The 18,567-nt window shown below is 36.2% G+C and carries 19 protein-coding genes and 1 pseudogene; 3 read left to right on the top strand and 17 right to left on the bottom strand.

Going from position 1 to position 18,567, the window contains the following annotated elements:
* Positions 1 to 82 precede the first annotated feature (82 nt).
* Positions 83 to 2,788, top strand: coding sequence for a magnesium-translocating P-type ATPase (gene mgtA / locus ACZDYH_RS02685; protein ID WP_142384832.1), 2,706 nt, complete (start codon positions 83 to 85; stop codon positions 2,786 to 2,788).
* A gap of 72 nt (positions 2,789 to 2,860) precedes the next feature.
* Positions 2,861 to 2,995, top strand: a pseudogene (locus ACZDYH_RS02680) (MgtC/SapB family protein); the annotation flags it as partial.
* 40 nt (positions 2,996 to 3,035) lie between these two features.
* Here ACZDYH_RS02680 and ACZDYH_RS02675 read toward each other — a convergent pair.
* From ACZDYH_RS02675 to ACZDYH_RS02665, 3 genes are all read right to left on the bottom strand, one after another.
* Positions 3,036 to 4,274 carry a DNA polymerase IV gene (locus ACZDYH_RS02675; protein WP_001208858.1) on the bottom strand — a complete coding sequence of 413 codons (1,239 nt, stop codon included), beginning with the start codon at positions 4,272 to 4,274 and terminating at the stop codon, positions 3,036 to 3,038.
* Positions 4,275 to 4,721: 447 nt separating this feature from the next.
* Complete coding sequence (locus ACZDYH_RS02670; protein WP_000609803.1) at positions 4,722 to 5,840, bottom strand: tripeptidase T; 1,119 nt, start codon at positions 5,838 to 5,840, stop codon at positions 4,722 to 4,724.
* A 127-nt stretch (positions 5,841 to 5,967) separates the two neighbouring features.
* A complete protein-coding gene (locus ACZDYH_RS02665; RefSeq protein WP_001987197.1) occupies positions 5,968 to 6,513 on the bottom strand; it encodes a GNAT family N-acetyltransferase in 546 nt (181 codons plus the stop codon).
* A 189-nt stretch (positions 6,514 to 6,702) separates the two neighbouring features.
* Here ACZDYH_RS02665 and prli42 point away from each other — a divergent pair, with 189 nt between their 5' ends.
* Positions 6,703 to 6,795 carry a stressosome-associated protein Prli42 gene (gene prli42 / locus ACZDYH_RS02660; RefSeq protein ID WP_000549040.1) on the top strand — a complete coding sequence of 31 codons (93 nt, stop codon included), beginning with the start codon at positions 6,703 to 6,705 and terminating at the stop codon, positions 6,793 to 6,795.
* Between the two features lie 72 nt (positions 6,796 to 6,867).
* Here the strand turns inward: prli42 and ACZDYH_RS02655 are convergent, their stop codons facing one another.
* The 14 genes from ACZDYH_RS02655 to bfmBAA all read right to left on the bottom strand — a co-directional run bounded on the left by ACZDYH_RS02655 (position 6,868) and on the right by bfmBAA (position 18,551).
* Positions 6,868 to 7,107: a DUF3894 domain-containing protein gene (locus ACZDYH_RS02655; protein ID WP_000281167.1), complete on the bottom strand. Its 240-nt coding sequence runs from the start codon at positions 7,105 to 7,107 to the stop codon at positions 6,868 to 6,870.
* Positions 7,108 to 7,173: 66 nt separating this feature from the next.
* Positions 7,174 to 7,734, bottom strand: coding sequence for a L,D-transpeptidase (locus tag ACZDYH_RS02650; protein WP_001146566.1), 561 nt, complete (start codon positions 7,732 to 7,734; stop codon positions 7,174 to 7,176).
* Between the two features lie 16 nt (positions 7,735 to 7,750).
* Complete coding sequence (locus ACZDYH_RS02645) at positions 7,751 to 8,719, bottom strand: aromatic acid exporter family protein (RefSeq protein ID WP_000472673.1); 969 nt, start codon at positions 8,717 to 8,719, stop codon at positions 7,751 to 7,753.
* A 100-nt stretch (positions 8,720 to 8,819) separates the two neighbouring features.
* Entirely contained in the window at positions 8,820 to 9,542 is a 723-nt protein-coding gene (locus ACZDYH_RS02640; protein WP_000590206.1) for an amino acid ABC transporter ATP-binding protein, read from the bottom strand.
* Positions 9,535 to 10,194, bottom strand: coding sequence for an amino acid ABC transporter permease (locus ACZDYH_RS02635; RefSeq protein WP_001046916.1), 660 nt, complete (start codon positions 10,192 to 10,194; stop codon positions 9,535 to 9,537). The genes ACZDYH_RS02640 and ACZDYH_RS02635 overlap by 8 nt, the downstream gene beginning before the upstream one ends.
* A gap of 36 nt (positions 10,195 to 10,230) precedes the next feature.
* The gene (locus tag ACZDYH_RS02630) at positions 10,231 to 11,010 is read right to left on the bottom strand and encodes a transporter substrate-binding domain-containing protein (RefSeq protein ID WP_000737663.1); all 780 of its coding nucleotides are present in this window, start codon (positions 11,008 to 11,010) and stop codon (positions 10,231 to 10,233) included.
* 252 nt (positions 11,011 to 11,262) lie between these two features.
* Positions 11,263 to 11,676 (bottom strand): BrxA/BrxB family bacilliredoxin, encoded by a 414-nt coding sequence (locus ACZDYH_RS02625; RefSeq protein WP_001979317.1) that lies wholly within the window; start codon positions 11,674 to 11,676, stop codon positions 11,263 to 11,265.
* Between the two features lie 144 nt (positions 11,677 to 11,820).
* Entirely contained in the window at positions 11,821 to 12,228 is a 408-nt protein-coding gene (locus tag ACZDYH_RS02620) for a YjdF family protein (protein ID WP_000366588.1), read from the bottom strand.
* Positions 12,229 to 12,349: 121 nt separating this feature from the next.
* Positions 12,350 to 12,814 (bottom strand): NUDIX hydrolase, encoded by a 465-nt coding sequence (locus tag ACZDYH_RS02615; RefSeq protein ID WP_000542549.1) that lies wholly within the window; start codon positions 12,812 to 12,814, stop codon positions 12,350 to 12,352.
* A 70-nt stretch (positions 12,815 to 12,884) separates the two neighbouring features.
* Positions 12,885 to 13,589 carry a DUF421 domain-containing protein gene (locus ACZDYH_RS02610; RefSeq protein ID WP_000550961.1) on the bottom strand — a complete coding sequence of 235 codons (705 nt, stop codon included), beginning with the start codon at positions 13,587 to 13,589 and terminating at the stop codon, positions 12,885 to 12,887.
* Between the two features lie 107 nt (positions 13,590 to 13,696).
* Positions 13,697 to 14,875 carry an FtsW/RodA/SpoVE family cell cycle protein gene (locus ACZDYH_RS02605; protein WP_000831181.1) on the bottom strand — a complete coding sequence of 393 codons (1,179 nt, stop codon included), beginning with the start codon at positions 14,873 to 14,875 and terminating at the stop codon, positions 13,697 to 13,699.
* Positions 14,876 to 15,217: 342 nt separating this feature from the next.
* Complete coding sequence (locus ACZDYH_RS02600; RefSeq protein ID WP_000257660.1) at positions 15,218 to 16,537, bottom strand: dihydrolipoamide acetyltransferase family protein; 1,320 nt, start codon at positions 16,535 to 16,537, stop codon at positions 15,218 to 15,220.
* 15 nt (positions 16,538 to 16,552) lie between these two features.
* Entirely contained in the window at positions 16,553 to 17,536 is a 984-nt protein-coding gene (gene bfmBAB, locus ACZDYH_RS02595) for a 3-methyl-2-oxobutanoate dehydrogenase subunit beta (RefSeq protein ID WP_000290071.1), read from the bottom strand.
* A gap of 13 nt (positions 17,537 to 17,549) precedes the next feature.
* Positions 17,550 to 18,551, bottom strand: a complete 1,002-nt coding sequence (bfmBAA, locus tag ACZDYH_RS02590; protein ID WP_000852551.1) for a 3-methyl-2-oxobutanoate dehydrogenase subunit alpha — start codon at positions 18,549 to 18,551, stop codon at positions 17,550 to 17,552.
* Between the last annotated feature and the right edge of the window lie 16 nt (positions 18,552 to 18,567).

The raw sequence follows: 18,567 nt of genomic DNA, 5'->3' as shown, positions 1-18,567 counted from the left end.
GTAGGAAAGAAACTGTTCCTCACCATTTCAAATAGTTAGGTAACAGATTGTTTCCTCCTTCATGACAGAGGAGGAACTACCGATGTTTAATTTACAAAGACAAGAAACAAAGCATGCTTATGAGCAAGATAGCATGAAAACAAATAACGAATTATTAGTGGAGGTTGCAACACAAGATGTAAGCTCTGCGTTAAAACTTTTAGAAACAACACAAGATGGATTATCTAAACAAGAAGCGTCTCGTAGACTTTCTTTATATGGTCCGAACGAAATAGCTCATAATAAAATGGCACCGTGGTACATTCAATTTCTGTCGGCATTTAAAAATCCATTTATTTTCGTTTTATTAGCTCTTGGAGCACTCTCCTTTTTCACGGATGATATGCAAGGAACAATTGTCGTATCTGCAATGGTACTACTTAGTGCAACAATTCGGTTTTCCCAAGAATTTCGTTCTCAAAAAGCTGCCGATAAGTTAAAGGCTATGGTTCGAACAACTGCGAGCGTATTTAGAATAAATGGATTTGTACATGAAACAAAAAATGTAACGAATTTAAATCGAAATTACACAACAGAAATTCCAATTGAGGAACTTGTACCTGGCGATATCATTTCCCTTTCAGCCGGTGATATCGTTCCAGCTGATGTGCGTATTGTATCCGCTAAAGATTTATTTGTTAATCAATCTTCTTTAACAGGGGAAGCACTTCCTGTAGAAAAATACGAACACTGCTACCATACAGAAAATAAGCATATCTTACCGACAAACATGAAAAAAAATTACAATCCACTCGATATGGAAAACCTTTGTTTCATGGGAACAAATATTGTAAGTGGTAGCGCAAAAGCTGTTGTCATCTCAACAAGTACCGATACGTATTTCGGCTCTTTAGCCAATAAGGTAATTGGAAAGCGTGTAGAAACAAGCTTTGATAAAGGTGTAAACAAAGTAAGCTGGCTCTTAATTACATTCATGCTTATTATGGCACCTATTGTCCTTCTCATTAATGGATTCACAAAAGGTGATTGGCAAGAAGCTTTCTTCTTCGCTATTGCCGTCGCTGTCGGCCTTACACCTGAAATGTTACCGATGATTGTAACTGCTAATTTAGCTAAAGGTGCCGTTAACATGTCTAAACAAAAAGTAATTGTAAAACAGCTAAATTCTATTCAAAACTTAGGTGCTATGAACATTCTTTGTACAGATAAAACCGGAACTTTAACAGAAGATAAAGTTGTCCTTGTTCGTCACTTAGATCCCAAGGGAAATGAATGCAATCGCGTCTTGCAATTTGCCTATTTAAATAGTTTCTATCAAACTGGATTGAAAAATTTAATAGATAAAGCTGTTATTAAGCATACAGAGGAAAACAATACATTTAATCCATCAGCTTTTCAAAAGCTAGATGAAATTCCATTCGATTTCGCCCGCCGGCGTATGTCAGTCATCGTAAAGGATATTTCAGGTGAACATACAATGGTTTGTAAAGGTGCCGTAGAAGAAATTTTATCAATTTGTAACTACACTGAAGTGGATGAAAAAATCGTTCCACTCACCGAGGAAATACGTTCAAATGTCAAAAAACTAAGTGAGACACTAAATAGTGAAGGTATGCGGGTTATTGCTGTTGCTTATAAAAAAGATAGAAGAATAAATGATACAGAGTACGCAGTAAAAGACGAAACTGATATGATTCTCGCTGGATATATCGGCTTTTTAGATCCACCGAAACCATCTGCAGCAGCTGCAATTCAAGCATTACAAAAACATGGTGTACAAGTGAAAATTTTAACTGGCGATAACGAAATTGTTACAAGAAAGGTTTGTATAGAAGTTGGATTAGATATCTGCGAACCAATCCTCGGTTACGAGATTGATTCTTTACCAGATAAAGCATTAGCAAAACTTGCCGAAGAAACGACTGTATTTGCGAAGCTTAATCCCATGCAAAAATCTCGTATTATACACGCATTACAAGGAAATGGAGACACTGTAGGTTACATGGGAGACGGCATTAACGATGCTGTAGCATTACGTGAAGCTGATGTCGGAATATCTGTTGATACTGCTACTGATATTGCGAAAGAAGCTTCCGATATTATTCTACTCGAAAAAAGTTTAACTATATTAGAAGCAGGGATTTTAGAAGGACGTACTACATTCGGAAATATTTTAAAATATATTAAGATGACAGCTAGCTCTAACTTCGGTAATGTGTTTAGCGTGTTAGTAGCAAGTGCTTTCATTCCTTTTTTACCGATGCTTGCCATTCATCTTTTAATTCAAAACTTACTTTATGATATTTCACAACTTTCTATTCCATGGGACAAAATGGATAAAGAGTTTCTAGAAAAACCACGAAAATGGGATACTGCAAACTTACGAAACTTCATTATTTGTATCGGCCCAATTAGTTCTATATTTGATATTATCACATACGTAGTCATGTGGAATGTATTTGGTGCAAATACACCGAGCGAGCAATCATTATTCCAGTCCGGTTGGTTTGTCGTTGGGTTGTTAACACAAACTTTAATTGTTCACATGATAAGAACACAAAAGATTCCATTTATTCAAAGCACTGCATCAACACCAGTCGTTTTATTAACCGCTCTTATTATGGCAATCGGGATTTATATTCCATTCTCACCACTTGGTGCAGCCGTTGGTTTACAAGCATTGCCACTTAACTATTTCCCTTGGTTAGTAGGAATACTATTAGGCTACGCTTTTTTAACACAATTCCTGAAAAAGCTTTATATTAAAAAGTTTCATAGCTGGTTGTAAAAATAAGAATGAGTGGGTATCCCCCGCTCATTCTAAAAAACATAACACATATTATATATGGAGGTGACCATGATGGTATGGTACGACATTGTATTCAGGTTAGTTATAGCAATTATTGTAGGAGCTTGCATTGGAATGGAAAGACAATGGAGACACCGAATGGCTGGGTTACGGACAAATGCTCTCGTATCACTTGGTGCCTGTATAATAGGAAAGGTGTCATGATTTTACTACTTCATGACACCTTCTACATAAACTTATTTTCTAACTTTTGTTGAAACGACTTCTCTTGCTTACGTAGTAGTTGACTACCTCGTTGTAAAATCGGTGTTCCATACTTATCGTTAATTTGATCAATGACAGCAAGTAGTGGTTCTTTTTTCGCATCCTCTTCAAATGAAAATAAATCTAATTGTTTCACCGATTCTGTCTTCCACTCTATTTCAGTAGCTGTAACACCTAGTAAACGAACGGAATCACCATCCCAATGTTGCTTCCATAAACGGGATGCTGCTTGAAAAATATCGCGTTCTTCCCAAATTGCATTTTTCAATTGCTTACTCCGTGTTACTGTTCGCCTATCATGGTATTTAATCATAATTTGAATATTATAGCTGACAAGGGTTCGCTTTTGTAATCTTTTACTCACTGATTTTGATAACCGTTCTAACATATCAAGTAATTCTTTCTCTTCATCCATATCCTTTGAAAAAGTCATCGAGTTACCGACACTTTTATGTTGGCCCATTTGACTCGGATCCACTTCCCTATCATCCGTACCTTTTGCACGCTTTTGTAAATCAATACCGTGCTTGCCAATTTTAGCGCGAATGATATGCTCGTCTCCCTTCGCTAACTGTTCAATTGTATGTATATGAATTTCATTTAATTTTTCAGCTGTTTTTTCTCCAATCCCATGCATTGCTTCAACTGAAAGTGGCCAAATCATTTCTGGAATATCACGTTTTCGAAGTACGGTAATACCGAGAGGTTTTTTCATATCAGAAGCTGTTTTTGCTAGGAAAAGATTTGGAGCGATTCCGATACTACACGGAAGCTGCAACTCTGTTAATAGTGCTTGTTGAATCATCTTTGCTATTTCAAGAGGCGAACCAAGTGCGTAGCAATCTGTAATATCTAAATATCCTTCATCTATTGAGACTGGTTGTATCTTTTCTGTAAAACGAGAAAGGACTTGAAACATTTGAAATGAAGCTTCGCGATATAATGTGAAATTAGGACGCCTTACAACTAATTGCGGGCATAACCTTTTCGCTTCCCAAAGGGGCATCGTCGTACGTATTCCGTATTCCCTCGCCTCATAACTACATGTTATAATAATTCCTTTTCTCTCTTTTTCATTTCCAGCAACCGCTAATGGCTTTCCTTGTAATGATGGATCATGAGCAATTTCAACAGATGCGAAAAAGCAATTCATATCTACATGTAAAATAACACGACCATTTTTCGGATACATTTCTCGCATAGTACTCACTCCCTAATCAGAACGTTCGTTCTTTTATTATATCAAATTTTGCACAATAGTTATAATAATTACTTGTTCTTTTTTATAATCGATATAAATCGAAACTTTAATCAACTCTCACTAATCGGACTTTTACGGGCAGCAGGGCCCCCACCTAACTTCTTTACTTTCGCTGAATTTTGAGGTGGGGGTCTTACTGTCCGGCAAATAGCGGGATAAACTCAACTATACATTCCTTGTAGTTATATTAATCATTGCAATTAATTATTTACTACTTCCGATTTTCAATATGAATACGTTAGGGTTATTCCCTCGTCTAGTACATGTAGCAACAACGTATATACTTCCATAGTTTTTCTTATATTCGCTTATACGTCTTGTCAAAGCAATCGAATCAAAATAAAAAGCGTGTAAATCATAATTGATTTACACGCTTTTTCTATTCCATTACTTCGCTACTTCTTCAATAATTGCAACAACTAATTCTGCTGTTTTTGCTAATTCTTCAACAGGAATCTTCTCGTTTGTTGTATGAATTTCTTCATAACCAACCGCTAAGTTAACTGTTGGGATACCATGTCCTGCAATTACGTTTGCATCACTTCCGCCACCACTTTGGTGAAGAGAAGGTGTACGACCAATTTTTTCAGCTGCACGTTTTGCAACTTCTACAACGTGATCGCCATCAGCAAATTTAAATCCTGGGTACATAACGTTTACTTCAACGTCTGCATGACCGCCCATTTCTTTTGCAGTTGTTTCAAATGCTTCTTTCATTTTCGCAACTTGTGCTTCCATTTTCTCATTAATTAAAGAACGAGCTTCTGCAAAGATTTGTACATGATCGCAAACGATATTCGTTTGTGTACCACCTTCAAAACGTCCAATATTTGCAGTCGTTTCAGAGTCAATGCGACCAAGTGGCATCTTCGCAATTGCTTTCGCTGCGATAGTAATTGCAGATACACCTTTCTCCGGCGCTACACCAGCGTGAGCTGTTTTCCCGCGAATAATTGCGTTCACTTTCGCTTGTGTTGGAGCTGCAACAACGATTTCACCAACTTTTCCATCGCTATCTAATGCGTAGCCATATTTCGCTGTAATACGCTCACGGTCTAATGCTTTTGCACCAACAAGACCTGATTCTTCTCCGACTGTAATAATAAATTCTATTTTACCATGAGGGATATTTTTCTCTTTTAAAACACGGATTGCTTCGAACATTGATGCTAATCCAGCTTTATCATCCGCACCTAAAATTGTTGTACCATCTGATACGATATATCCATCTTTAATAGAAGGCTTAATTCCATTACCAGGAACTACTGTATCCATATGAGAAGTAAAGTAAATTGTATCAACACCATCTTTTGTTGCTGGTAAAGTACAAATTAAGTTACCTGCACCATGACCAGTTACAGCCATTGTGTCATCTTCAAATACTTCTACACCTAAATCTGTAAATTTCTTCGTTAATACTTTGCAGATTTCTGCTTCAAATTTCGTTTCAGAATCTACTTGTACTAATTCCATAAATTCATTTACTAAACGTTCTTGATTAATCATAAGACTGCGCCTCCTGCACTACCATTATGTATGTAACACTATTAATTATAACAGAATTTCGCAAAAGTTTCGAAATACAAGACAAAAAACAGATGGTTTACATGTCTAGATAACCATCTGCTTTCTATTACTCATTTAACAATACCCAGCGCATATGATCTTCCCACACGCCATTTACCATTAACATCTTCCTAGACACGCCTTCATATTGAAAACCTATCTTCGTTACTACTTGTATAGATGCTAAATTACGAGGCATAATCGGAGCTTCTATACGATGTAACTGAAATTCCCCAAAAGCAACTTGAATTGCTTTTCTAAGCGCTTCTGTCGTATACCCTTTGTTTAACTCTGCTTTATCTAATTTATAACTGAGTACACAAGATTGATAAATGCCACGAACGATTAAATTAAATGAAATACACCCAATTATTTTCGTATCATCACCCTTTTTAAAAATCCATAGTCTGATGATTTTCCCTTCTTCGAACTCTTTTCTATCCTTTTGCAACTTTTTCTTTTGATAATCTAGCGTAAAAAAATCATCCGGTCTATACTCTTCCCAAGCTTTTAAAAATTCACGATTTCTGTCGTAATATTGAAGAACTGTTTCAGCATACGACTCATCAATTTCCCTTAAGTATAAACGATCTGTTTCGTATATTTTCATCATCGTATCTCCATTCTTCAGCTTGCCCAACTAAAAATTAACAATATACCCTTTTACTATATTCTCTATACACACTCAAATTTCCTGTTATATTTTGCAATCCCCTCCCGAATTTTGTCCTCACTCTCCCCTTGTCCATAATTTCATTTCTCGTTACAATGAAATTGTACTGATTTGCAAGGAGGTATAACGATGCATAAAAAAGCTCAAAAAGTTATGGTTTATGTGATGCTGATTTCTATGCTTGTAACAACATTACTTGCTGGCGCGAGTATGTTTTGGTAAAAAGGGCGATGTGTTCGTCCTTTTTTTACTTTTTACACATGACAAAATAAACCATCTCGACATCGAGATGGTTTATTTTATATAAAACACAATCGCTACAATACTAAAGGAAAATGACATTACAAGTGCTATTACAAAACTTGTATATTGTTTCTGCTGAAATGCTCCAATAACAAAAGTTAGATTAAGTAATGCCATACATACAATCGCTACCAGATAAGAACATATATTAAAAGTTGCCAATATGAATGTAATAACAAATAGAAATCCCATAAAAAACTGCATATACGAAAGTTTTGGATTCAAGTACATATGAGCAACCCCTTTATCTAATTTTATCTTTCTATATTCTCATTAACGCACGGTTATGTACACATGTCAAGACAACTTATTATAATAGAAAAAGCCAACCTTTTCGTTGGCTTTTTCATATGCAACGGCTCCTTTTTCTTTTGCCAATTGCTGAAATGATTTTTTCGATTTCACAATCCATACTTTCGTTCCAATTGGAATGCGATCAAACAAATATTCCACATCGTTTTTCTTCATTCTTATACACCCTTGTGAAATATACTTTCCAATTGAACTCGGTTGGTTTGTTCCATGTATTCCATATTTACTTCCATCAGTTCCTCTTGCATTAAATCCAATCCACCTTGACCCAAGTGGATTTTTTGGCGACCCACCTGGAATATCCTTCGCAATATAATACGGATCCTTCGCTTTCATTACAACATCAAAAGTTCCTTCTGGAGTTAATTCATTCGTTTTCCCTGTCGCTACTGGAAAAACCTTTTGAATCTTTCCATCGTCAATGTAAGCTAATTTATTCGTTGCTTTATTTACAATAATAAAAGGATCTCCGGCACGTGGATTATCCCCAAGAGGCCAAATCGGCGATAAAGAAAGACATAATATGATAGAGAGAAGATACGGCATAGATAATTCCTACCTTCTATATAAGTTCTTTTATATTATCCTTTCCCTTAAAGCGACTTTTAATGAGTAAATATTGTTCCATTTCATACACAAGTTGAACAAGTTTCGCACGTATCTCAAATTCTTCGCGTGTAGCTGGTAATGGCATGTCTCTAAATAATCCCCTCATTTCTTGAAGCTGCCTTAAGGAAATAACGCCAGTACTCTCAGGGCTAATAGCATTACCAATGTTTTCAACAACATCTGCAATCATATCAGCTTGTTCATATGTCCATGATAAAGAAGCTGCTAGTGGTATCATTCGCTCTAAAATTTCGAATTGTTGCATACGCATATTAAAATAACGATAGTAATAATCATCTTCTCGCATAAATGCATTCTCAAGTTTTTTAAACGATAAATCTCTTGCTTCATTTAACATATTCTCGGTTTCAATGAGTTCTGCCCCACTCCAACTACTTTCTCGATTTCGTAAATACACAACCATTTCAAACAAAATCGTTTTAAAATTGCTCTCTATTTTATCCTGATACTCTTTTAGCTTATTTTCACTACTCGGCATATACATATTTACTAATAACGCCACGCTAATCCCTATCGTTAATATAGCAATTTCATTTCCAACTATAAGCCATGTAATTTGCTTCAATGAATATAGATGCATAACAATAACTGAACTCGTGACAATGCCTTCTTGAATTTTAAGCATTACTGCAGTCGGAATAAATGTAAGTAACAATATGCTAATTGCAAGTGGTGTATAGCCGATCGTTTCAAAAATACAAAACGCGAATACCATTGATAATACACAAGCTAGAAAACGATGTAACGACACTTGAAGCGATTTGCGCTTCGTATTTTGTACACATAAAATAACTAAAATACCTGCTGAACTATAAAATTCCAACCCTAATAACTGAGCAATAAAAACTGCCGCGCCTGTCCCTATTGCTGTTTTTACTGTACGGTATCCAATTTTAAACATATCATTACTCCTATATGTATAAACGTATTTACAGCTAGTATAAAAAAAGGATGACACAATGTCATCCTTTTCTACTTATTATTCACATAACCTTTTCATATTACAATATTTTTTGTAAAAATTGTTGCGCACGTTCACTTTTCGGTGCTGCAAAAAATTCTTCTGGCGCACTATCTTCTACAAGCTTTCCTCCGTCCAAGAAAAGAACACGATCTGCCACTTCTTTTGCAAAGCCCATTTCATGTGTAACGATAGCCATCGTCATTCCTGTCGTAACTAACGATTTCATAACTTCTAACACTTCTTTCACCATCTCTGGATCTAGCGCCGATGTCGGTTCATCAAATAACATAACTTCGGGTTCCATTGCTAACGCTCTTGCAATTGCTACACGTTGCTTTTGTCCTCCCGAAAGACGATTTGGATACGTATCTTTTTTATCTACTAGTCCAACCTTTTCTAAAAGTTTCTCAGCTTTCTTTTCAGCTTCTTGCTTCGTTACCCCTTTTACATTGGTAGGAGCATACGTAATATTTTCTAATACAGTCATATGAGGAAATAAGTGAAAATGTTGAAATACCATACCGACATTTTCACGAACATGCATAACATTCGTTTTCGGATTCGTTACTTCTTCCGTTCCAATCCAAATGTGACCATCCGTTGGTGCTTCTAACATATTCATACAACGTAAAAATGTTGATTTTCCTGATCCAGAAGGTCCTATAATTGCAACTACTTCCCCTTTTTCAATCGTTGTTGTAATTCCTTTTAATACTTCGTTTTTACCAAATGATTTATGAAGGTTTTCAATTTTAATCACTTTTCTTCATTCTCCCTTCAATTGCCTTCCCGACTAATGTAAGAATAATGACTAACATATAATAAATCAGTCCAACAAAAAGTAATGGTTCAAGATATTTAAATGTCTCACCGCCTACGATGTAAGCACGACGCATTAAATCAGTCGCGCCTATTACTGTTACTACAGCCGATTCTTTCGTAAGTGTCGCAAATTCGTTCACAAGCGCTGGTAATATATTTTTTAATGCTTGAGGGAAAATAATATTTCTCATCATTTTTCCGTATGGTACCCCTAAAGCCATTGCTGCTTCTGTTTGTCCTTTATCCACCGCTTGAATACCAGCACGAATTACTTCTGACATGTATGCACCTGAATTCAAGCTAAATGCAAGTACAGCAGCTAAGAATGCTGGTATTTCATAACCAATTATTTGCGGGACACCAAAATAAATAATCATTAATTGCAATACAAGGGGTGTACCACGAAAAATTGATGTATAAAAATCTGCTGCTATATTTAATGCTCGTATTCTAGCAATTTTACAAAGTGCTAATAGCGTTCCTAAAATAAATCCTGCTAAAGCTGATACTGCTACAATTTTCAAAGTAACTTCTAAACCTTTTAGTATATATGGTATCGAAGGCGTAATCGCCGAAAAATCTAAGTTCATTCTTTTCATTCCCCTCACAGAAAAGTGAAAGGCAGCTTATTTTCCGCTGCCAAACCATTTCTTCACTAATTTATCCATTTCTCCATTTTCTTGCATTTTTTTAATTACTTTATTAAATTCTGCTGTTTTATCACTGTTTTTCGGAAGGGCAATTGCTGCTCCAACTTCTTCTGGTGCTTCTTTAATTTCAATTCCTTGTAAATCTTTCATTTTCTCTAAATAATTTTTAGCAACTGTGTCTTCTATAATTGCAGCGTCAAAACGACCAGCTTTAATTTCTTGTACGATTTCTGGTATACGGTCACGTCCCTCAACTTGGAAATCTACTTGTTTTTTAAATTCTGCTGCTTTCTCTTCTTGAATAGACCCTGTTTGTACCCCTACTTTTTTCCCTTTTAAACCCTCTACAGATTGAATGTTAGAATCCTTTTTAGAAACGACCATATTTTTCGCAACAAAATAAATATCTGTAAAATCAACATTATTTTTACGCTCTGCAGTTGGCGTCATGCCTGCCATTACGAAATCAACTTTTCCTGAACTAAGAGATGCTAATAAACCACCAAAATCCATATCTTTCACTTTCACTTCATACCCAAGTTCTTTTCCGATATATTTAGCAACATCAACATCAAAGCCGATAATTTCATCACTTTTTGAAGCTTCTACGTATTCATATGGTTTATAATCTGCTGAAGTTCCCATTACGAGTACTTTCTTATTTCCTTTTGTTTCTTTCGATTCCCCATTACTACAAGCGCTGAACATACTTAAAATTAAAATAAGTGCAAACGATATTGATACTAACTTCTTCATCTTTCTTCCCCCTAATAATGTATATTTAAAAGTTTAATAGAATATTTATTCGATGTTTGTATTGTATCAGCACTTTTATTTTTATGCAATATATAAAATAAAAATAAATAAACAAACAATATAAACGCTGTTTTTTATGTATAAAAAAATGCATAAAATAACACAACTATGCATATCTCAGAAATTTTAATAATAAATAAAAAAGGCGGCACATCCACTTGATTGTGGACGTGCCGCCTTTTCTCTTATTTTTTATAGTTCTTCACAATTCTCTTCGAAATATGATTGTAGTTTGGCAATAACTTGCATCGGTTCATGACCTTCAATTTCATGACGCTCTACCATCGTTACAATTTTTCCATCTTTTAATAAAGCAAATGATGGAGAAGAAGGTGGGTACCCTTCGAAATATTCACGCGCTCTTGCTGTCGCTTCTTTATCTTGCCCTGCAAACACCGTTACAAGGTGGTTAGGACGTTTATCATAATGTACGGAATGCGCAGCAGCAGGACGAGCAATACCACCTGCACAACCACATACAGAGTTTACCATTACAAGTGTTGTTCCATTTCTTTTAAACGCTTCTTCTACCGCTTCTGGCGTCGTCAATTCTGTATATCCAGCAGAGACAATCTCTTCACGCGCTTGGCGGACAACATCATTCATAAAAAAGTTAAAATTAATCACTCTTTTCCCTCCTCTAAAACTACCTATTTGTATCTTACCAGTTAATGTTTATGAAATACAAGTAAGTTTACTTGTATTTAAGTATAGAAAAGGTGTTAGAGCTCTTGCTCTAACACCTTTTCTTTAATGACCACGATGTTTTTGCTTTGCTTTTTGTACTTTCATTAAACGTCTTCTTTCTTTTTCAGCTTCTCGCTTCTCTTTAGACTGCACTTTCTTTTCTTGTTTATGCAATTCATAAGATAAACTAATCGCCTCTTGCGCCTTAGTAAAACGTTTAATATTTATTTCTTTTGCTGCTTGTCGTATGGTACGCTTTATGTTTTTAGGACGCTGTTTTTCTTTAATTTCTACACCACATTTTGCAAAGTGCTGAAAATGCTCTAAAAGTGAACTATTCACAAACATAAGCACTTCTTCATCTGACGGTTCCGCCCCAAAAATATACCTCGCTCCATACAATTTCCCTTTTTCTTTGCATGTAATGATTCCAACAAAAAATTGGCCATCGTGATATACTGTCAAATCCATTGACAGCCCCTCCTTTAAAAGATTAGAAATACGGGACATCCCGGAGGGGAAGGTTACTGACATGAAATCATGCGTCTGGACTACCAACCAGAACTGTGTTTTTGTATTTCTTTCACTATGATTATATCTTTTTTTCCATAATCTTCATATATTCAGCAATCATTTTTTTATGCGATCCTACAATATAGTCAGGTAGTTCTGTTACTGAAAAGAATTTAAGCTGAACTGCTTCTTCTTTATTCATAACAAAATCCCCTTCGTATTCATCTGTATAATAGGCGGTTGTTACAGATTGAAATTCATCACCGTTTGCTAATTTTGTAAAGTAGTTCGCTCCAGAAAATACATTGATTAGTTGCAAGTTCTTCACTTTTATTCCTGTCTCTTCATATACTTCACGATAAGCTGTTTCTTCTGGTGATTCACTAAGCTCCATTAGCCCACCAGGTAGTCCCCATTTTCCGTACGGCTCTGTCCGCTGCTGCAATAAAACATATCCATTTTCATTTATAACGAGTACAACAGCACCAACTAAAATTAAAGGGCGATGACCAACTATTTTTCGTAATTCTTCTACATATCCCACCGTATCGCCTCCTTTTTCGTTGTCCACACTATTGTATCATATGTACGAAACGACAAAATGCGTATATTTTTCATTTTTTTAACAAAATATTTATTTTATGTGATTCATCTACTGTAGCTAACATAATGGATTCGACTTCTGTACTCTCCTCTAGAAATTTTCTCGCCCACGCTTCTGTTTTTCCTAATAATGCAAGAACATCTTTCTGTATCCTCCCATCCTTTACTAATACAAAAGAAACTGGAGATTTTTTTCCCGCCACTTTAAGATCAAGCCGTGAAACTGCTTCATATTCTGGATACCGAAATATAGAAACGACACCGTTCGCTTCCCATAATGCTAATTTAATCGTTTGAATATCGCTCACATTTCGCATACGAAGTTCCGAAAACAAATATTCCACGGTAATTCTCGCCTTTTTCAAATTGCTAAAATCAATGGAACCATTATGTATAAGAATGATAGGTGCTGGCTCTAAAAAACGTCTCCATCTATCCCATTTCAGCATTAAAACTGAGCTTATAATATGAAGTACAACGAGTATGAACGTTGTAATCATCGAGCCCAGTAACCCTACTTTTTCATCAGACAATGCGTTAGAAATATTCCCACCAAGCAATAACACTAATACAACATCTAAAAAACGAAGTTGTGCGATAGACCTTTGCCCCATCGCTTTCGCAACTAATATTAAAAATATGTATGCTATAATAGCCCGAATAACCCATTCACTATTAGAAAGATGCCGTGCTCCTTCAAAAATATGCATATGCATCACTTTGCACTCCTTACCCGTCTCAAACTGCTATCCTGTTTTAGTTTGCAACGTTTATGAGCATATATGTAAAAAAGCTGGTTCGTTTAAAAACGAACCAGCTTTTTTTACTTAACTGAAAACATATATTTTTTATACGTTTTCCGTACCGATAGTATGAGCCCCATCATAATCATATTCGAGAATAAGGAACTTCCCCCATACGATAAGAAAGGTAATGCAATACCTTTTACAGGCATTAATCCAACGATCATACCGATGTTTTGGAATATTTGAACTGTTAATATACCGATCGATCCAGCGCATAATAATGTACCAAATAAATTATCAGCGGAATAACCAATAATAATTGTTCGATATAGTAGTAATAGGAACAAGAAGACAACTAAGGCTGCTACGATAAATCCACCTTCTTCGGCAATTGTAGCGAAAATAAAGTCAGTATGCTTCTCTGGGATATAGACGCTTCCTCCCCCAAACCCTTTACCTTCCATTCCTCCACTACCTACAGCTAAAATCGATTGTTGCGTTTGATAACCTTGATCTGCATTTTCAAATGGATTTAACCAACCTACAATACGCGACTGTTGGTGAGGTTTTAGTAAAGTAACTAAATTATTATAGAAAAAATCTTGATACTTAAAGAAAATAAATATTAAAGCAGATAATATGGTCAACGGAATAACTGTACATAATGCTATCAATTTCTTTTGAATACCTGACATAAATAAAATACATGCAATAGCAGCAGCATATAAGAACACCATACCTGTATCAGGTTGACTATATACAACCGCCATAGGTGGAAGTGACACTAGCATAATTTTACCTACTAGCTTTAAATCTGTTTGGAATGTCCTTGCCATATACTGTGCATTATGTTTTACTGCTATACTCGCTACTACAAGTAGCAATGCAATTTTGAAAAACTCAGACGGCTGAATTTGTCCAAATACTGGGAAAACAAACCATCTTTTTGCACCTAATTTTTCAGGTGTAAAACCTGATGGTGGTAATACTTTCAAAAGAATAAGTGAAGCAAACCCGGCAATATAAAGTGGCCAAGACAATTTTTGCAATTGATCTAAGTCGATGCTTGCAACAAGAAGTAACAATACAACCCCAATTATGTAGTTAACACCTTGTTTCATAGCAAAGTTTGCAGCTCCATACTGTCCCGTTTGCTGACTGCTATATATAGCAGCTATACTCGTCACACATAGTGCACACAAAATTAAAATTAATTTTACATCTAAACTTTTTAGAAACTCGGTACTTCTTTTCATGACATCCTCCTGAAACATTGTTACGGCAAAAATAAAAAACCAGGAGTCAACATTCTTCATGTTTTGACGACTGATTACACATTATCTATAAAACACTTATATAGAATAACTCTCTTTTTCATACAATACAATATATTATACTACAGTTTCATCAGTAAGATTTGCCAAAAAAATTATTCTTTTCTTATTTTATATCCATATACCATATATCAGCAATGTATTTTCGTAAATTCCTAATACATAATCGTTTATTGTAAGATTACTGGGAAAGGTATTTATACATATAGTAGGATGTAGATGAAGAAATAAGATAATAAAAAGCTCGCATAAGCGAGCTTTTTATTAATATACAGATGTATTGTTTTCTGACATGTTTTCTAAAATTTCTTTAACACGTCCTAAGAACTTACCACAAATTAAACCATCAAGTACTCGGTGATCAAGTGATAAACATAAGTTAACCATATCACGAGCACCGAACATACCGTTATCCATAATTACTGGGCGTTTTACAATTGATTCAACTTGTAGAATAGCCGCTTGTGGGTAATTAATAATACCCATAGATTGAACAGAACCGAATGATCCTGTGTTATTAATTGTAAATGTTCCACCTTGCATTTCGTCTGCTTTTAACGATTTCGTACGTACTTTTCCTGCAAGTTCTGTAATTTCACGAGCGATACCTTTAATTGTTTTCTCGTCCGCTTGCTTAATTACTGGTACAAATAGTTCTTCCTCTGTTGCAACAGCGATAGAAAGGTTAATATCTTTCTTCTGAACAATTTTATCGCCAGCCCACATTGAATTAATTTGAGGATACTCTTTTAACGCTTGTGCTACTGCTTTTACGAAGAAAGCAAAGAACGTTAAGTTAAAGCCTTCACGCTTCTTAAAGTCACCTTTAATTGAGTTACGGTATGACACAAGGTTTGTCACATCTACTTCAATCATCATCCAAGCATGTGGTGCTTCATGTTTACTACGTAACATGTTTGCTGCGATTGCTTTACGCACACCTGTTACTGGAATTTCGATATCTCCAGGCATTGTAGGTACAGAAACTGGTTTCGCAGCTTCTACTTTTTGCGCTACTGGTGCTGCTTTTGGTGCTTCTGGGCGAGCTTCTACTACTGCCGCTACAGCTTCCTCTTTCTTCGCTGCACCTGCTTGCGGAATATTTCCAGATTCCACTAGCTTTAAAATATCTTTACGAGTGATACGGCCGTTTGCTCCCGTACCTTCTACTAGATCTAAATCAACGTTATGCTCACCCGCAAGTTTTAACACAGCTGGTGAAAAACGTGGTTTTCCATCAGTTGGTTGTTTTACTTTCGGTGCTTTTTCAGACGTAGCTACTTCTGCCTTTGGTTCTTCTTTCGTTTTTTCTTCAACAGCTGTTGCTGCTACTTCATCTGCGCCTTCTACTTGAATCACACAAACTACTTCACCTACAGCTAACGTATCACCTTCACCAGCGATTAACTCTTTTACAATCCCCGTGAAAGAAGATGGTACTTCAGCATTTACTTTATCAGTCATTACTTCTGCAAGCGGATCATACTTGTTTACGTGATCGCCAACATTAACGAGCCATTTACTAATTGTGCCCTCTGTAACGCTCTCCCCGAGCTGAGGCATTGTAATATTTTCTACAGCCATGTATAGTCCCCCCGATTAAAATTCCGCAAGTTCACGCATTGCTTTTTCAACTTTATCTGGATTTACCATAAAGAATTTTTCCATTGTTGGTGCATATGGCATTGCTGGAACGTCTGGACCTGCAAGACGTGCGATTGGCGCATCTAAATCAAATAGACAGTTTTCAGCAATAATTGCTGCCACTTCACTCATAATGCTTCCTTCTTTATTGTCTTCTGTTACAAGAAGAACTTTACCTGTTTTAGAAGCTGCTTCAATGATTGCTTCTTTATCTAATGGATATACAGTACGTAAATCAAGAATGTGTGCAGAGATGCCATCTTGTGCTAACTTTTCAGCCGCTTGAAGAGCAAAATGAACACATAATCCGTACGTGATAACTGTAATATCATCACCTTCACGTTTTACATCTGCTTTTCCGATTGGTAATACGTAGTCATCCTCCGGCACTTCACCTTTAATTAAACGATATGCACGTTTATGTTCGAAGAATAATACTGGATCTTCATCACGAATGGCTGCTTTTAATAAGCCTTTTGCATCATATGGTGTAGAAGGGATAACGATTTTTAAACCTGGTTGGTTTGCAAACATCGCTTCTACAGATTGTGAATGATACAATGCACCGTGAACACCCCCGCCAAATGGTGCACGAATTGTAACTGGACAAGTCCAATCATTATTAGAACGATAACGAATTTTTGCTGCCTCAGAAACAATTTGGTTTACTGCTGGCATGATGAAATCAGCAAACTGCATTTCAGCGATTGGACGCATACCATACATTGCCGCACCAATTGCTACCCCAGCAATTGCAGATTCTGCAAGCGGTGCATCAAGCGCACGATCTTCACCAAATTGATCATACAAACCGTGTGTCGCTTTAAACACGCCACCTTTTTTACCAACATCTTCTCCTAAAACGAATACTTTCTCATCGCGTTCCATTTCTTCGCGCATTGCTAATGTAATAGCATCAATATAAGACATTACAGCCATGAAACGTTCCCCCCTATTCTGCGTATACGTGCTTCAATGCATCTTCAGGTGCTGCATACGGAGCATTTTCTGCATATTCTGTTGCTTCATTTACGATATGCATAATTTCGTCTAACATTTGTTTTTCCGATTCCTCAGTTAATACACCAGCTTCTTTTAAATAAGCCGCGAATGTTATAATTGAATCTTTTTTCTTTGCTTCTTCTACTTCTTCTTTATCACGATAAACACGATCATCATCGTCACTAGAATGTGCTGTTAAACGATATGATACTGTTTCAATTAAAGTTGGGCCTTCACCACGACGACCGCGATCTGCTGCTTCTTTTACAGCTTTATATACTGCAAGCGGATCGTTTCCGTCTATTGTATATCCAGGCATACCGTAACCAATCGCACGATCTGATACGTTTTTACATGCTAATTGTTTTTCAACTGGAATAGAGATTGCATATTTGTTATTTTCACACATAAAAATAACAGGTAGTTTGTGTACACCAGCAAAGTTTGCCCCTTCATGGAAGTCACCTTGGTTTGAAGAACCTTCTCCAAATGTAACGAACGTTACTAAATCTTTCTTCTCCATTTTTCCAGCTAATGCAATACCAACTGCATGTGGTACTTGCGTTGTTACTGGAGATGAACCTGTAACAATACGATTTTTCTTTTGACCGAAGTGACCAGGCATTTGACGACCACCAGAGTTTGGATCTCCAGCTTTCGCGAAAGCAGACAACATAAGCTCTTTAGCTGTCATACCAAATGCTAGTACAACACCCATATCACGGTAGTATGGTAATGCATAATCTTTCTCTCTATCAAGAGCGAACGCCGCTCCAACTTGTGCAGCCTCTTGTCCTTGACAAGAAATTACGAATGGAATTTTACCAGCACGGTTTAATAACCACATACGTTCGTCTATTTTACGTGCAAGTAACATCGTACGGAACATTTCTAATACTTGCTCATCACTTAAGCCAAGCTCTTCATGGCGCTTTTCTTTTACTTCTGCCATTTTTCATAACCTCCTA

Source organism: Bacillus sp. EB V-12 (assembly GCF_056158125.1).
This window is presented reverse-complemented; position numbering and strand designations above follow the sequence as displayed.

Excerpts from the sequence above, each read along its gene's own strand:
- ACZDYH_RS02655 (WP_000281167.1), bottom strand. The coding sequence starts at position 7,107 with ATGTACTTGAATCCAAAACTTTCGTATATGCAGTTTTTTATGGGATTT.
- ACZDYH_RS02630 (WP_000737663.1), bottom strand. The coding sequence starts at position 11,010 with ATGAAGAAGTTAGTATCAATATCGTTTGCACTTATTTTAATTTTAAGT.
- ACZDYH_RS02620 (WP_000366588.1), bottom strand. The coding sequence starts at position 12,228 with ATGGATTTGACAGTATATCACGATGGCCAATTTTTTGTTGGAATCATT.
- ACZDYH_RS02645 (WP_000472673.1), bottom strand. The coding sequence starts at position 8,719 with ATGTTTAAAATTGGATACCGTACAGTAAAAACAGCAATAGGGACAGGC.
- ACZDYH_RS02650 (WP_001146566.1), bottom strand. The coding sequence starts at position 7,734 with ATGCCGTATCTTCTCTCTATCATATTATGTCTTTCTTTATCGCCGATT.
- ACZDYH_RS02625 (WP_001979317.1), bottom strand. The coding sequence starts at position 11,676 with ATGAATGATGTTGTCCGCCAAGCGCGTGAAGAGATTGTCTCTGCTGGA.
- ACZDYH_RS02675 (WP_001208858.1), bottom strand. The coding sequence starts at position 4,274 with ATGCGAGAAATGTATCCGAAAAATGGTCGTGTTATTTTACATGTAGAT.
- ACZDYH_RS02605 (WP_000831181.1), bottom strand. The coding sequence starts at position 14,875 with ATGAAAAGAAGTACCGAGTTTCTAAAAAGTTTAGATGTAAAATTAATT.
- bfmBAB (WP_000290071.1), bottom strand. The coding sequence starts at position 17,536 with ATGGCTGTAATGTCTTATATTGATGCTATTACATTAGCAATGCGCGAA.
- bfmBAA (WP_000852551.1), bottom strand. The coding sequence starts at position 18,551 with ATGGCAGAAGTAAAAGAAAAGCGCCATGAAGAGCTTGGCTTAAGTGAT.
- ACZDYH_RS02665 (WP_001987197.1), bottom strand. The coding sequence starts at position 6,513 with ATGATGAAAATATACGAAACAGATCGTTTATACTTAAGGGAAATTGAT.
- ACZDYH_RS02670 (WP_000609803.1), bottom strand. The coding sequence starts at position 5,840 with ATGATTAATCAAGAACGTTTAGTAAATGAATTTATGGAATTAGTACAA.
- prli42 (WP_000549040.1), top strand. The coding sequence starts at position 6,703 with ATGCATAAAAAAGCTCAAAAAGTTATGGTTTATGTGATGCTGATTTCT.
- mgtA (WP_142384832.1), top strand. The coding sequence starts at position 83 with ATGTTTAATTTACAAAGACAAGAAACAAAGCATGCTTATGAGCAAGAT.
- ACZDYH_RS02600 (WP_000257660.1), bottom strand. The coding sequence starts at position 16,537 with ATGGCTGTAGAAAATATTACAATGCCTCAGCTCGGGGAGAGCGTTACA.
- ACZDYH_RS02610 (WP_000550961.1), bottom strand. The coding sequence starts at position 13,589 with ATGCATATGCATATTTTTGAAGGAGCACGGCATCTTTCTAATAGTGAA.
- ACZDYH_RS02635 (WP_001046916.1), bottom strand. The coding sequence starts at position 10,194 with ATGAACTTAGATTTTTCGGCGATTACGCCTTCGATACCATATATACTA.